The organism is Halopseudomonas aestusnigri, assembly GCF_002197985.1.
GTDB lineage: Bacteria > Pseudomonadota > Gammaproteobacteria > Pseudomonadales > Pseudomonadaceae > Halopseudomonas > Halopseudomonas aestusnigri.
The window spans coordinates 149,986-163,967 of sequence record NZ_NBYK01000001.1 but is presented as its reverse complement, the minus strand read 5'-3'; the positions used below and the strand labels follow the sequence as shown (position 1 = coordinate 163,967).

Genomic DNA, 13,982 nt, shown 5'->3' with positions numbered 1-13,982 from the left:
GGTTTGAGCTGCAAGCCGCAAGCGGCAAGCCGCAAGCACCACCTGGGTTACTTGCCGCTTGCCGCTTGCCGCTTGTCGCTGGATTAGTCCAGTTGTTCCACGCGGATCCGCATCAGCGGGCCGGCGATATCCTCGAGCGACTCCAGCGCGGCAATCGCATCGTTCATGTTCTGCTCGCGTACGCGGTGAGTCAGCAGAATCATCGGCACCAGGCCGTCCTGCTCTTCCACGTCCTTCTGCATGATCGATTCGATGTTGATGCCACGCTCGGACAGGATGGTCGCGACCTTGGCCAGCACGCCCGGACGGTCCTGCGCGTGCAGGCGCAGATAGTAGGCGGTTTCGACCTCATCAACCGGCAGCACCGGCAGATCCGACAGCGCATCAGCCTGGAACGCCAGGTGCGGAACGCGGTTGGTCGGGTCGGTGGTCAGAGTGCGGACCACGTCGATGATGTCGGCAACAACGGCGGAAGCCGTCGGTTCAGCACCAGCACCGGCACCGTAGTAGAGCGTGGAGCCAACAGCGTCGCCATTAACCATCACCGCGTTCATCACACCGTTGACGTTGGCGATCAGACGGTCGGCCGGGATCAGGGTCGGGTGCACGCGCAACTCGACGCCGTTTTCGGTGCGGCGTGCCACGCCCAGATGCTTGATACGGTAGCCCAGCGCTTCGGCGTAATTTACGTCGGCAGTAGTCAGCTTGGTGATCCCTTCGGTGTAGGCCTTGTCGAACTGCAACGGGATACCAAAGGCGATGGAGGCCAGAATGGTCAGCTTGTGCGCGGCATCAATACCCTCGACGTCGAAGGTCGGGTCAGCCTCGGCATAACCCAGCGCCTGCGCTTCAGCCAGAACGTCCTCGAAGGTACGCCCCTTGTCACGCATTTCAGTCAGGATGAAGTTGCCAGTGCCGTTGATGATACCGGCAACCCAGTCAATGCGGTTTGCGGCCAGACCTTCACGCAGCGCCTTGATAATCGGAATACCGCCGGCAACCGAGGCCTCGAACGCAACCATCACGCCCTTGGCGCTGGCAGCAGCGAAGATCTCGTTGCCGTGCACGGCAATCAGCGCCTTATTGGCAGTCACCACGTGTTTGCCGTTCTCGATCGCCTTGAGTACCACATCCTTGGCCAGGGTGTAGCCGCCGATCAGTTCGACGATGATGTCGATCTCGGGATTGTTGACCAGCTCGAAAACGTCGTCGGTCACCGGGGTCATGCCCAGGTTGCAGGCCGGGTTGGGGTGCCGGGTTGCAATCTGGGCGACCTCAATGCCACGCCCAGCACGCCGGGCAATTTCCGTCGCGTTGCGCTGCAGAACATTGAAGGTGCCACCGCCGACGGTGCCCAATCCACAAATACCTACTTTGACCGGTTTCAAACTTTGGTCCCTACCTGGTTGTTAGTCGATTACATGAAAACGCGCCGACGATCTGCCCGTCGGCACGGCTGTTACTGATTCTCCAGCGCGATAGCGGCCAGCTGCGCCGCCGGCTGATAACCCGGGATCAACACCCCGTTGGCCATGAAAATGGCCGGTGTACCCTGCACACCCACCTGCTGACCCAGCTCGAACTGGCGCTCAACAGGATTGTCACAGCTGGCTGGCGCGACCTCGTCACCCTGCTTGGCAGCCGTCAGGGCCGCCTTGCGGTCGTCGGCACACCAGACCGACTGCATGACACTGGCAGCACGGGACTGCATTCCGCCGCGCGGGAAGGCAGCATAGCGCACCTCGATACCCAGATCATTGAGCTGCTGCACCTCGTTATGCAGCTTGCGGCAGTAACCGCAATCCACATCGGTAAATACCGTGATATGGGTCTTGGGCTGCTCTGGCGCAAACACGATCAGCTCCTGCTGCGGCAGCCCGTTGATGACCGCGCCGATGTTACGCGCTTCGGCGATGGAGGTAAGGTTACGTGGCTTGCCGTCGTTGACCTCGATCAGAGAGCCCTGGACAAAGTACTTGCCGTCCGCCGAGGCGTACAGCACTCGGCCGCTTTCCAGCTCAACGCTGTACAGACCGGCCACGGGAGACTCGCTCACCGTCTTGACCGGCACATTGAAATTCATTGTCTTCAGAGCGTCCCGAATAGCCTGATCCGGATTCGCCATGACCTGTGTCGCCGCCAGGGCCAGTATGGCGGCCAGGCCGATTTTCAGTCGCATAGTCCACTCCTTTTGAAGACCGCAAAGCTTACCACGAATAAAGGAAGCGCTGACCAATTCCACACGCCCTGCGGGATGTTCGGCGCAACCCGGATGCCGTCACCCTCGGGGATGATGCTGGGCATGCAGATCATGCAGGCGCTGCCGAGCAATATGGGTATAGATCTGGGTTGTCGACAGATCACTGTGCCCCAGCAGCATCTGCACCACCCGCAGGTCCGCCCCGTGATTGAGCAGATGGGTAGCAAAGGCGTGGCGCAGGGTGTGCGGAGACAGCTCGCTGCGAATGCCGGCCGTCAGAGCATGCAGCTTGACCCTGTGCCAGAATGTCTGACGCGTCATCATCTGCCCCAGCCTGCTGGGAAACAGTACATCACTCGGCTTGCCTGCCAATAGTGCCGCACGGGCCGTATCAAGATATTGCTCCAACCAGCGCATCGCCTCTTCCCCCAAAGGGACCAGACGTTCCTTGCTGCCCTTGCCGGTCACCCGCACCACACCCTGACGCAGATTCAACTGATCGAGCCGCAAGCCGACCAGCTCACTGACCCGCAATCCGGTGGCATACAGCACTTCCAGCATGCAACGGTCCCGCAACCCCAGACTGTCTTCGCTGTCCGGTGCGGACAGCAGGCGCTCAACGTCGGCCTCACTGAGCGACTTGGGCAGCGGCCTGCCGATCTTCGGCATGGCAACATCCCGGGTCGGGTCGTCAGTGATCAACTGCTGGCGCAGCAAGTAGCGGTAGAAACTGCGTACACAGGACAGCAGCCGGGCACTGGAACGCGCCTGATAGCCGGCGCTAAGCCGCCAGCCCAAGTGCGCCATCAGATCGGCGCGCGACAGCTGCAGCAGCCGGCTGCGACGCTGCCCCAGCCAACCGGCCAGCGTGCGCAAATCAGTGCGATAGGCGCTGCAGGTGTGCTTCGACAGCCCCTTTTCCAGCCAAAGGCTGTCAAGGAACTGATCGATCAGTTGCTGATCCGCGTCACTGACCGGCATCGGCGCAACATCAGGCATGGATTTGACTCGAGTGGACGGGCGATTCGTCGATTAAAAACACTCAGGCACAAAAAAGCAGCCCTCAGGCTGCTTTTTTGTTGGTCAGTTGTCCGATCAGGACAGCTTTTCCTTGATGCGAGCTGCCTTACCAGACAGAGCACGCAGGTAGTACAGCTTGGCCTTGCGAACGTCACCGCGACGCTTGACAGAGATGCTGTCGATCAGCGGAGAGTAGGTCTGGAACGTACGCTCAACGCCAACACCGCTGGAGATCTTGCGAACGGTGAAAGCAGAGTTCAGACCACGGTTACGCTTGCCGATAACCACGCCTTCGAAGGCCTGCAGACGGGAGCGATCGCCTTCCTTAACCTTGACCTGGACGATTACGGTATCACCCGGTGCGAACGCGGGGATTTCCTTGGACATCTGTTCAGCTTCAAGCTGGGCAATAATATTGGACATCTTGCTTCTCCTGCACAGGCCGTCGGACCTGTATCAATGGTTATCGGTTGCCTGCTCGCGGATATATTCCGCCAACAGCTGTTGCTGTTCTTTGCTCAACTCCAGCTCTTCGAGCAACTCTGGCCGACGTTGCCAGGTTCGACCCAAAGACTGTTTGAGGCGCCAGCGCCGGATCAGTTCATGGTTACCGCTGAGCAGCACCTCCGGAACGCGCTGCCCATCAAACTCTTCCGGCCGGGTGTAATGTGGGCAATCGAGCCATCCCGCCGAAAAGGAATCTTCTACCGCGGAATCCGCATGCCCCAATACACCGGGAATCAAGCGGGTTACCGCGTCCAGGAGCACCATGGCTCCCAGTTCGCCACCGGACAACACGTAGTCGCCAATGGAGATTTCCTCATCTACGCAGCGATCAATGATGCGCTCGTCGATGCCCTCGTAGCGCCCGCATAACAGCACAAGGCTGTCGAGCTGCGCCAGCTGTTCGACGCGTTTCTGCGTCAGAGGCTGCCCCTGCGGAGACAGGTAAATCACCCGCGGGGTGGAGGGAGCCTGCTGGCGGATGGCATCAATAGCCTCCAGCAGCGGCTCAACCTTCATCAACATGCCGGGACCACCGCCGAAGGGGCGATCATCCACCGTGCGATGACGGTCATGTGCGTGTTCACGCGGGTTGCTGAAAGCGACCTCCAGCTGGCCCCGCTTGACCGCCCTGCCGGTGACACCGGACTCGGTCAGCGCCGTGAACATCTCGGGAAACAGGGTAACTACACCGGCCCACACCGGTCAGAACTCCGCATCCCAGTCAACCTGCATGACTTGCGCCTCCAGATCGACCCTGATTACAAACTGGCCCGGCAAATAAGGCAACAGACGTTCACGCTGATCAACACTGCCTGCGCAGGGCTTGACCACCATGACATCGTTGGAGCCGGTCTCAAGCAGGTGATCCACCTTGCCGAGCAGCTGCCCTTCCTGGTTTATAACCTGGAGGCCTTCCAGCTGATGCCAGTAAAAATCGCCATCTTCAAGCTCGGGCAATGCGTCGGACGCAATGCTGATCTCGAAATCGACCAGGTCCTCGGCCTTGTTGCGGTCGTCGACCCCCTTGAGGTTGACTACCAGCACGCGTCCCTGGACGCGACCACCGAGAACGGACACCGTGCGCTGCTCGGAACCCCTGTTAAGGGACCACTCGGCATAATCGAGCACGTTATCCAGCGGGTCGGTATGGGAATAGACCTTTACCGCCCCACGCACCCCATGAACCGAAACGATCTTGCCGAGTACAACCCGATGGGCCCCGGCCGGCTCAGGAGTATTAGCCATATCAGGCAGCAGCCTGACCAGCTTCCTTCAGCAGAGCTGCAACGCGATCAGACGGCTGCGCACCCTGGCTCAGCCAGTACTGAACGCGCTCATCGTTCACGGACAGACGCACTTCACCGCCGGTGGCTACCGGGTTGAAGAAGCCTACCCGCTCAACAAAACGGCCATCGCGAGCATTGCGGCTGTTGGTGACGGTCAGATGATAGAAGGGGCGCTTCTTGGAGCCACCACGAGCAAGACGAATGGTTACCATGTCGACATCGTTTCCTGTGTTTGAGTATCGCTACTTAATCGTTTGCGGGCGTGCAGCTGACAACGCATACACCTATAGCCCGAAAGGTCGCGTATTCTACGGAATATCCCGACCAATGAAAACTCTTTTTTCCGCAGCGACCGGCACCGCCGGTCAGCTGCCTGCCCCAACGCCGGAAAACGGCGATCAGGGCAGTCCTCAGAACCGCGGCATCCCGCCACCCGGGGGCAGCATGCCACCGCCACCACCCATTCCACCCATACCGCGCATCAGCTTGGCCATACCGCCCTTGCCGGTTACCTTCTTCATCATCTTCTGCATCTGCTTGTGTTGCTTGAGCAGGCGCCCGATGTCCTGAATCTGGGTACCCGAGCCCGCCGCGATGCGACGCTTGCGCGAGCCGCTGATGAGGTCCGGGTTGCGGCGCTCGGCCGGCGTCATCGAGTTGATGATCGCCTCCATGCGCTTGAACTGCTTGGCCGCCTCGGTCTGCGCCGTTTCCATCTGCGCAGCACTGATCTTGCCGCCCATCATCGGCAGCTTTTCCATCATCGAGCCGAGCCCGCCCATGGCGTTCATCTGCTGCAGCTGATCACGGAAGTCCTCAAGGTCGAAGCCCTTGCCCTTCTTCAGCTTCTTGGCCAATTTCTCGGCCTTGTCCTTGTCGATCTTCTGCTCGGCCTGCTCAATCAGGCTGAGCACGTCACCCATACCGAGGATGCGCGAGGCGACACGGTCGGGATGGAAGACTTCCAAGGCGTCGATCTTCTCGCCCATACCTAGGAACTTGATCGGTTTGCCGGTGATATGACGCACCGACAGCGCCGCACCGCCACGGGCGTCACCGTCGACCTTGGTCAGGATGACACCGGTCAACGGCAGCGCCTCGTTGAAGGCCTGAGCGGTGTTGGCCGCATCCTGACCGGTCATGGCGTCGACCACAAACAGGGTTTCCGCCGGCTTGGCTGCCGCGTGCACCTGCCGGATCTCGGCCATCATCTCGTCGTCGACGTGCAGACGGCCAGCGGTATCAACGATCAGTACGTCCATGAAGCGGTTCTTCGCCTCACGCATCGCCGCCTCGACGATGGCGACCGGCTGCTGATCAGCGGAGGACGGGAAGAACTCGACCTGTACATCGGCTGCCAGCGTTTCCAGCTGTTTGATCGCCGCCGGACGGTAGACGTCGGCGCTGACCACCATGACCTTCTTCTTCTCGCGTTCACGCAGCGTCTTGGCCAGCTTGGCCACACTGGTGGTCTTACCCGCGCCCTGCAGACCGGCCATGAGGATCACGGCCGGCGGGCTGACCGCCAGGTTCAGCCCTTCGGACTGCCCCATGACCGCTTCCAGCTCGGACTTGACGATCTTGACGAAGACCTGCCCCGGCGACAGGCTGCGCGACACTTCGGTGCCGACCGCGCGCTCACGCACCTGATCAACGAAGGTCTTGACTACCGGCAGCGCGACATCAGCCTCCAGCAGCGCCATGCGCACTTCGCGCAGGGTGTCCTTGATGTTGTCTTCAGTCAGCTTGGCCTGACCTGTCACACCGCGCAGGCTGTGCGACAGGCGCTCGGTAAGATTCTCGAACATGTGCTTTCTCCCAGGGCGGGCCCGTTTTCAGCCCGGCCGCCATTTCAGCGGCGCAGTATACCCCGCACACCCGGCACAGGATAGGGAAGCACCGGCAGACGCTTTCACCCGGACGCGGCTTATGCCACACTGCGGCTTTGTTGATAATCGCTCGCAAGGACGTATGACAGCCCTCGCCCCCAGTCTGCTGGCCGCCGGTTTCTATATCAGCGGCATCCTGTATCAGATGCACTGCCTCGGCAAACGTCTGGCCGTCAACGCCAGCCTGTTGCGCGCCATCGGGCTGATTGCCCTGCTGGCCCACGCCGTCAGTCTGTATATTCAGCTCACCACACCGCAGGGCTTTGCCCTGGGCCTGTTCAATATCGGCTCGCTGATTTCCTGGCTGGTGGTTGCGGTCACACTGGTGTCGAGTTTCCGCGCGCCAGTCACCAGTCTGCTGCTGGGGCTTTATCCGCTGGCACTGATCACCGCCCTGCTGGCGGGCTTCTTCCCCGAACAGGGCACGACACTGGCAACGGACCAGGACGGCTTGCTGGTGCATATTCTGCTGTCGGTGCTGGCCTACGGCATTTTTACCATTGCCGCCTTCCAGGCCACCCTGCTGGCTGTGCAGGACTATCAGCTCAAGCACAAGCACCCTACCCGCTTCATTCGCACCTTCCCGCCGCTGCAGACCATGGAACAGCTGCTGTTCCAGTTTCTGCTGTGCGGTGAAGTGCTGCTGACGCTGGCACTGATCTCAGGCTTTGTCTTCCTGGAGAACATGTTCGCCCAGCATGTGGCCCACAAGACTCTGCTGTCGTGCCTGGCCTGGGTGGTGTTCGGCATTCTGCTGTGGGGCCGGCACTTCCGCGGCTGGCGCGGCAGCAATGCGATCCGCTGGACACTGGCGGGCTTCCTGTTGCTGATGCTGGCCTATTTCGGCAGCAAGCTGGTACGCGAACTGCTGCTGGCCGCCTGACCCATACTACGACCTGCCGAGGCTAGCCCTTGAACGAATCCCATACTGGCCTGCTGCTGATTCTGCTGGTGGTGCTGATCGTGCTGTCGGCGTTCTTCTCCAGCTCCGAAACCAGCATGATGAGCCTCAACCGCTACCGGCTGAAGCACTTGAGCAAGGAAGGCCACCGAGCGGCGCGCCGCGCCTCCCGTCTGCTGGAGCGCCCCGACCGACTGCTCGGCACCATTCTGGTCGGTAACAATATCGTCAACATTCTCGCCGCCTCGATCGCCACGGTGATCGCGGTGGACGTCTGGGGCGAAGCCGGTATCGCGATTGCCACCATGATCCTGACCGTGATCGTGCTGATCTTCGGCGAGATCACACCCAAGACCCTGGCAGCCCTGCGCCCGGAGCTGATTGCCTTCCCGGCCAGCGTGATCCTGTCCGGCCTGCAGCGCCTGCTCTATCCGGTGGTGTGGGTGTGCAGCGCCATCAGCAACCTGCTTTTGCGCATGCTCGGGGTCAACCCGCACAGCAAGGATGGCGATCAGCTGACCACCGAGGAGCTGCGCACGGTAGTGCGTGAAGCCGGGCTCGGCATTACCCGCAGCCGCCAGAACATGCTGCTGGGCATCCTCGATCTGGAGAAGATGACGGTCAACGACATCATGATCCCGCGCAACGAGGCTGTCGGCATTGATTTGGACAGCGACATGGCCGCGATCAATCACCAGCTGCGCAGCTGTCACTACACCCGGCTGCCGGTCTATCAGGGCGACATCAACAACGTCACCGGCATCGTCCACATGCGCTCAATCGCGCGCCTGCTGAGCCGCGGCGAATTGACCAAGGAAGCCCTGATCGGCGCCTGCAAGGAGCCCTACTTCATCCCGGAAAGCACACCGCTGCACACCCAGCTGTTCAACTTTCAGAAACAGAAGCGCCGGATTGCCATCGTCGTCGACGAGTACGGCGACGTCATCGGCCTGGTGACGCTGGAAGACATCCTGGAAGAAATTGTCGGCGACTTCACCACCGAAATGCTCAGCCTGAGCCAGGACATCCATCCGCAGGCCGATGGTACCTATGTGATCGATGGCAGCGCGTCTATTCGCGACATCAACCGTCACCTGCACTGGAAGCTGCCTGCCGACGGCCCCAAGACCCTCAACGGCGTGATCACCGAGCAGCTGGAAACCATTCCGGAAACCTCGGTCTGCCTGACCACCGGCCACTACCGGATGGAGATTCTGCAGACCAAGGACAACATGGTGAAAAGCGTTCGGATATGGGATCGGGCCTTGAACCAGGTCGACCCGCGCCGCTCAGACGAAGCGGATCAGACCACCGACGGCGCCAGCTGACGGACGATACCCGCCGCCCACTGCCGATACCCGGCCGCCGATGGGTGATAGCCGTCGCGAGCCAGATAAACCGGCTCGAATGGCAGATCCAGTGACAGGTAGTGGGCGCCCGACGCCCGGGCGACCGCCTGCAGATCGGCGTCCATCAGGCCCGCGCGCAACCCGAACCAACCGCGCAGCGGCTGGGGCAACGCCCGGAAATGCCCCAGCGGCGGCACGCCAGTCAGCATCACCTGTCCCGAACAGACTTGCAGCTGCTCGATCAGGCCCCGCAGATTACGCCGCCAGCGCGGCCGTGGAGTAAGGTGGGTGGTATCGTTGACGCCCAGCACGATCAGCGCCAGGTCCCACTGCTGCCCGGTAACCGCAGGCAGCAGGTCTTGCAGACAGTCTCCGGCCACCGCGCCGTTGCGACCAGCCGCCTGCCACCGCACCGGGCGCCCAAGCTGTTCAGCCAACTGACTGGCCAACTGCCCGACAAGGGCCTGCTGCTGACACTCGACCCCGACGCCGGCAACGGTGGACTCGCCAACCAGCAACAACCGCAGCGGCCTTTCCCGAGCGCCATCCGGCGCCGCCACCAGCCCCTGCCAGGGCTGCTGCGCGTCCGGCAGGCGCAGCGCCGTGCGCTTGACCCATATCGCCTGAGGCAGCAACAGCGGCAAGGCCGGTGCCGCCAGATACCACCACCGACTCAGAGCGTGACCTCAACCGCCGATGCCGCACGCACCGCCTTGGCAACAGCCGCCTCAATGGACTCGTCACGCGCCAGCGCGACACCCATACGACGCTGCCCATCAACCTCGGGCTTACCGAACAGCCGCAGCTGGGTGTCCGGCTCCTTGAGGGCCGCGCCCAGATTGCCGAAGCTGACATTGGCCGACTGGCCCTGCACCAGCACTACCGCCGATGCCGATGGACCGACCTGGCGGATTACCGGAATCGGCAGTCCCAGAATGGCGCGCGCATGCAATGCAAACTCGGACAGATCCTGCGAAATCAGGGTTACCAGCCCGGTGTCGTGCGGGCGCGGAGAGACTTCGCTGAACCACACCTGATCGCCCTTGACGAACAGCTCGACCCCAAACACACCACGGCCACCAAGCGCCTCGGTGATGGTCGACGCAACACGTTTAGCCTCAGCCAGCGCCCCTTCGCTCATCACCTGCGGCTGCCAGGACTCGCGGTAGTCGCCGGCCTCCTGACGGTGGCCGATAGGCTCACAGAAGGAGGTGCCGTCAATGTGCCGCACGGTCAGCAAGGTAATTTCATAATCAAAGTCGACAAACCCCTCGACGATCACCCGGCCCTGACCGGCACGACCGCCGGACTGGGCATACTCCCAGGCCTTGTCGATATCGGCCTGCTCGCGCACCAGACTCTGCCCCTTGCCCGATGAACTCATCACCGGCTTGACTACGCAGGGCATGCCAATGGCAACGACCGCGGCACGGTATTCATCCAGCGTGTCCGCGAACCGATAGGCAGAGGTCGGCAGGTCCAGCGTTTCCGCAGCCAGACGGCGGATGCCCTCGCGATCCATGGTCAGGCGCGCTGCCTCGGCGGTCGGCACGACGTTGTAGCCTTCCGCCTCCAGCTCGACCAGCGTCGCGGTCGCAATGGCTTCAATTTCCGGCACGATGTAATCGGGCTGTTCAGCTTCAATAACCTCGCGCAGCGCCTGGCCGTCCAGCATGCTGATCACATGGCTGCGGTGCGCGACCTGCATCGCCGGGGCGTGCTCATAGCGGTCTACCGCGATAACCTCACAGCCCAGCCGCTGCAGCTCAATGGCCACTTCCTTGCCCAGCTCGCCCGAGCCCAGCAGCAATACCCGCGTCGCGCTTTCTGCGTAAGGGGTCCCGATTACCGTCATGCCTGTCTACCTTGGATAGTTGATTGAGTCGCCGTGCCGATCCACAGCCCCTGCCCGCGCGCACGCTCCTCGCAGCGCGCCAGCACCCCAAGACGCTGCTCGTCGGTCATCCGGCCCCAGCGGGCTATTTCCATGCCGGTGCGCTGACACCCGGTGCAGATGTCGTTATCGTCCAGCGCACAAATGCTGACACAAGGCGAGCGAACGGGGGCAGAGCGGGTCATCAGTCTTCCTGTATCTTGAGTTCGTCACGGAAGCGTTTGGCGTTTTGCACGTAATGGGCGGCGCTCAGTTCCAGCATCTTCTTCTGCTGATCGCTCAGCGTCTTGACCACCTTGCCGGGGGAGCCCATGACCAGTGAACCGTCCGGGATCTCCTTGCCTTCCGGAATCAGGCTGTTGGCGCCGATGATGCAGTGTTTACCGATCTTCGCGCCATTGAGCACCACCGCGTTGATGCCGATCAGGCTGTAATCACCGACCGTGCACCCGTGCAGCATCGCATTATGGCCGACTGTGATGCCTTTGCCGAGGGTCAGCGGCACGCCACTGTCGGCATGCATTACCGCGCCGTCCTGCACATTGCTGTGTTCGCCGACGGTAATCTGCTCGACATCACCGCGAATCACCGCACCAAACCAGACGTTGGCGCCAGCCTCCAGCTTGACCTTACCGATGACCGCTGCGGTGTCGGCAATCCAGGCGTCAGCCGCCATTTCTACCCGATCCTTGCCCAGGCTGTACTTCATGCTTCGTGCTCCTAATTCTTGTTGTGCCCGTCGTAGGGCGTATGCAAGGTGATACCCGCGTCAAAGCCGGTATTCATCAATTCAACCAGCATCAGCGCCGTCAGCCCCCAGATCTTGAAGCCGTTGAAACGGTAGCTGGGGACGTACCAGCTACGCCCTTCATAGTCGATACGGTGGGTCATTTCGCGCGGATCAGACATAAAGAACTCGACCGGCACGCGAAACACCTCTTCAATCTCACTGGCGTTGGGAATGATCTCGAACTGGTCGGGCACGACGCCCACATAGGGCGTGACCTTGATACCAAAACGCGACACCAGCGAGTCCATGGGGCCGACCACATCCACCAGCTCCGGCAGCAGGCCGATTTCCTCATGCGCCTCGCGCAAAGCGGTATAGCACAGGTCCACATCGCCCGGGTCACGCCGTCCGCCGGGAAAAGCCACTTCGCCTGAATGGGTAGACAGTCGCTGCGAGCGCAGGGTCAGAATGATTTCCGGCTGCGGTTGCTCGGTAATGGCGATCAGTACTCCCGCCTCCGGCAAACCAGGCGCAACGATCTGTCGAGGGGTGTGCTGCATCACCCGCATGCGCATTTCGTCTAGCATGCATACATCCTCGTTTATTTCGTCAATGATGGCATGATCACCAGGGCAGAACCAGCCGCACCATGGCGTGAATACCGCACGATAGGCCACCGTGCACCGAGCTGATTTATACCCCTGAGCTCTTGCCCGCAGGCCTCACGATCAGCAAGATAGAGCCCAATTACCCAGCAGCCAGCCGGAAGCCAGTCATGAAGTTCTGTAGCGAGTGCGGTCAAGGCGTCACCGCACGCGTCCCCGACGGGGACACCCGTTCACGGTTCGTCTGCGACCATTGCCAGACCATCCATTATCAGAACCCGCGCATCGTCGCCGGCTGTCTCGCAGTGCACGGCCAGCAGGTACTGCTCTGTCGCCGGGCCATCGAGCCGCGTCGCGGTTTCTGGACCCTGCCCGCAGGCTTCATGGAAAACGGCGAAACCACCGAAGAGGCAGCCCTGCGCGAAACCTGGGAAGAGGCCCGCGCCAGACTTCAGCAACAAGAGCTGTATATGCTGTTCAACCTGCCGCATATCAATCAGGTCTACATGTTCTTCCGCGGCGAGCTGGCCGATCTGGAGTTCAGCGCCGGCGAAGAAAGCCTGGAGGTGCGCCTGTTCCACGAGCACGAGATTCCCTGGGACGAACTGGCCTTTCCGACCGTGGGCAAGACCCTCAAGCAGTACTTCCTTGACCGCCAGGAGCAGGCCTTTCCGGTACGCATCCGCGACATCCTCTACCGCCCGGGGCAGCACCGCCGATGAAGCTGACCACCCTGCTCCTCGGCTGCATTCTGCTGGCGGCATCCTGCGCCTGGGCCGGCCAGCCACCGATCGACCGGATACTGATCAGGAAGGCCGAGCGCAGCCTGCAGATCATCAGCGACGGCCGCGTGCTGCATGAATACCGCATCTCCCTTGGCCGCCAGCCGGTGGGCCCCAAGCGCCAGCAGGGCGACCAGCGCACGCCGGAGGGCATCTATACGATCGACTGGCGCCACGAGAGCCCGCAATACAATCTCAGCCTGCATCTGGACTACCCCAACCTCAAGGACCGCATGGCAGCCTTTGAGGCCGGTATAGACGACCCCGGCAGCATGATCATGATTCATGGCACGCCAATCGACGAGCAATACCCGGAGTGGTTCTTCAAGGGCCTGGACTGGACCAACGGCTGCATCGCCCTCGGCAACGCTGAAATGCGCGAACTATGGGAGCTGGTGCCCGACGGTACGCTGGTCGAGATCGTGCCCTGAACAGCAACTAGCGCCGCTGCATCAGATGGGCCTCCAGACGCCAGACGTCAAACGCCGGCTCCTCGTAGGGATGAGCCTGGCGCAGCGCCTCGATGACCGCCTCGATACAATCACCGGCGCACAGGGTTTCCACGCGGTACTCTGATACCTGCTCAACGACGCCGGTCTGGCCGAGATAGGGCTCACTTCCCGCAAGCGGCCTGAACTGGCCCTGCCCAAGCACCTGCCAGCTGCAGCTGTCATAATTGCCAAGCCGGCCGGCACCCGCGGCAAAGACTGCCTGCTTGACCTGCTCGACATGGCTGGCAGGCACAAAGAAACATAACTTGTACATGCTATTGTCCTCTAGCACCCGGCCACCAAATAGTGGCACATTAGAATCACAAAA

General features: G+C 61.5%; 18 protein-coding genes. 4 read left to right on the top strand and 14 right to left on the bottom strand.

Annotation, left to right across the window (positions count from 1 at the left end; translation table 11 throughout):
• Window positions 1-83: 83 nt before the first annotated feature.
• From B7O88_RS00835 to ffh, 8 genes are all read right to left on the bottom strand, one after another.
• The gene (locus B7O88_RS00835; RefSeq protein ID WP_088273288.1) at window positions 84-1,388 is read right to left on the bottom strand and encodes a homoserine dehydrogenase; all 1,305 of its coding nucleotides are present in this window, start codon (window positions 1,386-1,388) and stop codon (window positions 84-86) included.
• Window positions 1,389-1,459: 71 nt separating this feature from the next.
• Window positions 1,460-2,179: a bifunctional protein-disulfide isomerase/oxidoreductase DsbC gene (gene dsbC, locus B7O88_RS00830; protein WP_088273287.1), complete on the bottom strand. Its 720-nt coding sequence runs from the start codon at window positions 2,177-2,179 to the stop codon at window positions 1,460-1,462.
• A 99-nt stretch (window positions 2,180-2,278) separates the two neighbouring features.
• Window positions 2,279-3,199, bottom strand: coding sequence for a site-specific tyrosine recombinase XerD (gene xerD / locus B7O88_RS00825; RefSeq protein WP_412779046.1), 921 nt, complete (start codon window positions 3,197-3,199; stop codon window positions 2,279-2,281).
• Between the two features lie 96 nt (window positions 3,200-3,295).
• A complete protein-coding gene (gene rplS, locus B7O88_RS00820; protein WP_088273285.1) occupies window positions 3,296-3,643 on the bottom strand; it encodes a 50S ribosomal protein L19 in 348 nt (115 codons plus the stop codon).
• Window positions 3,644-3,676: 33 nt separating this feature from the next.
• Window positions 3,677-4,426, bottom strand: a complete 750-nt coding sequence (gene trmD, locus B7O88_RS00815) for a tRNA (guanosine(37)-N1)-methyltransferase TrmD (RefSeq protein WP_088273284.1) — start codon at window positions 4,424-4,426, stop codon at window positions 3,677-3,679.
• Between the two features lie 3 nt (window positions 4,427-4,429).
• The gene (rimM, locus tag B7O88_RS00810; protein ID WP_088273283.1) at window positions 4,430-4,972 is read right to left on the bottom strand and encodes a ribosome maturation factor RimM; all 543 of its coding nucleotides are present in this window, start codon (window positions 4,970-4,972) and stop codon (window positions 4,430-4,432) included.
• A gap of 1 nt (window position 4,973) precedes the next feature.
• Window positions 4,974-5,225: a 30S ribosomal protein S16 gene (rpsP, locus tag B7O88_RS00805; RefSeq protein WP_088273282.1), complete on the bottom strand. Its 252-nt coding sequence runs from the start codon at window positions 5,223-5,225 to the stop codon at window positions 4,974-4,976.
• Window positions 5,226-5,423: 198 nt separating this feature from the next.
• The gene (gene ffh / locus B7O88_RS00800; protein ID WP_088273281.1) at window positions 5,424-6,821 is read right to left on the bottom strand and encodes a signal recognition particle protein; all 1,398 of its coding nucleotides are present in this window, start codon (window positions 6,819-6,821) and stop codon (window positions 5,424-5,426) included.
• Window positions 6,822-6,984: 163 nt separating this feature from the next.
• On the opposite strand from ffh, the gene B7O88_RS00795 reads away from it, so the two are divergent.
• Both B7O88_RS00795 and B7O88_RS00790 read left to right on the top strand, forming a co-directional pair.
• A complete protein-coding gene (locus B7O88_RS00795; RefSeq protein ID WP_088273280.1) occupies window positions 6,985-7,785 on the top strand; it encodes a cytochrome C assembly family protein in 801 nt (266 codons plus the stop codon).
• Window positions 7,786-7,814: 29 nt separating this feature from the next.
• Window positions 7,815-9,131, top strand: a complete 1,317-nt coding sequence (locus B7O88_RS00790; protein ID WP_088273279.1) for an HlyC/CorC family transporter — start codon at window positions 7,815-7,817, stop codon at window positions 9,129-9,131.
• Here B7O88_RS00790 and B7O88_RS00785 read toward each other — a convergent pair.
• The 5 genes from B7O88_RS00785 to B7O88_RS00765 are packed head-to-tail and all read right to left on the bottom strand — an operon-like array spanning window position 9,107 to window position 12,363.
• Window positions 9,107-9,796, bottom strand: a complete 690-nt coding sequence (locus B7O88_RS00785; RefSeq protein WP_235005697.1) for an SGNH/GDSL hydrolase family protein — start codon at window positions 9,794-9,796, stop codon at window positions 9,107-9,109. The two genes, B7O88_RS00790 and B7O88_RS00785, sit on opposite strands and share 25 nt — an antisense overlap.
• Before the next feature lie 29 nt (window positions 9,797-9,825).
• Window positions 9,826-11,007 (bottom strand): formate-dependent phosphoribosylglycinamide formyltransferase, encoded by a 1,182-nt coding sequence (gene purT / locus B7O88_RS00780; RefSeq protein ID WP_088273277.1) that lies wholly within the window; start codon window positions 11,005-11,007, stop codon window positions 9,826-9,828.
• Window positions 11,004-11,231 carry a DUF1289 domain-containing protein gene (locus B7O88_RS00775; protein WP_088273276.1) on the bottom strand — a complete coding sequence of 76 codons (228 nt, stop codon included), beginning with the start codon at window positions 11,229-11,231 and terminating at the stop codon, window positions 11,004-11,006. The genes purT and B7O88_RS00775 overlap by 4 nt, the downstream gene beginning before the upstream one ends.
• A complete protein-coding gene (locus B7O88_RS00770) occupies window positions 11,231-11,755 on the bottom strand; it encodes a gamma carbonic anhydrase family protein (RefSeq protein ID WP_088273275.1) in 525 nt (174 codons plus the stop codon). The genes B7O88_RS00775 and B7O88_RS00770 overlap by 1 nt, the downstream gene beginning before the upstream one ends.
• Window positions 11,756-11,766: 11 nt before the next feature.
• Window positions 11,767-12,363 carry an NUDIX hydrolase gene (locus B7O88_RS00765; RefSeq protein ID WP_088273274.1) on the bottom strand — a complete coding sequence of 199 codons (597 nt, stop codon included), beginning with the start codon at window positions 12,361-12,363 and terminating at the stop codon, window positions 11,767-11,769.
• 188 nt (window positions 12,364-12,551) lie between these two features.
• Here B7O88_RS00765 and B7O88_RS00760 point away from each other — a divergent pair, with 188 nt between their 5' ends.
• Both B7O88_RS00760 and B7O88_RS00755 read left to right on the top strand, forming a co-directional pair.
• Window positions 12,552-13,103, top strand: a complete 552-nt coding sequence (locus B7O88_RS00760) for an NUDIX hydrolase (protein WP_088273273.1) — start codon at window positions 12,552-12,554, stop codon at window positions 13,101-13,103.
• Window positions 13,100-13,594 carry a L,D-transpeptidase family protein gene (locus tag B7O88_RS00755; RefSeq protein ID WP_088273272.1) on the top strand — a complete coding sequence of 165 codons (495 nt, stop codon included), beginning with the start codon at window positions 13,100-13,102 and terminating at the stop codon, window positions 13,592-13,594. The genes B7O88_RS00760 and B7O88_RS00755 overlap by 4 nt, the downstream gene beginning before the upstream one ends.
• Before the next feature lie 7 nt (window positions 13,595-13,601).
• Here the strand turns inward: B7O88_RS00755 and B7O88_RS00750 are convergent, their stop codons facing one another.
• The gene (locus B7O88_RS00750) at window positions 13,602-13,928 is read right to left on the bottom strand and encodes a YqfO family protein (RefSeq protein WP_088273271.1); all 327 of its coding nucleotides are present in this window, start codon (window positions 13,926-13,928) and stop codon (window positions 13,602-13,604) included.
• Between the last annotated feature and the right edge of the window lie 54 nt (window positions 13,929-13,982).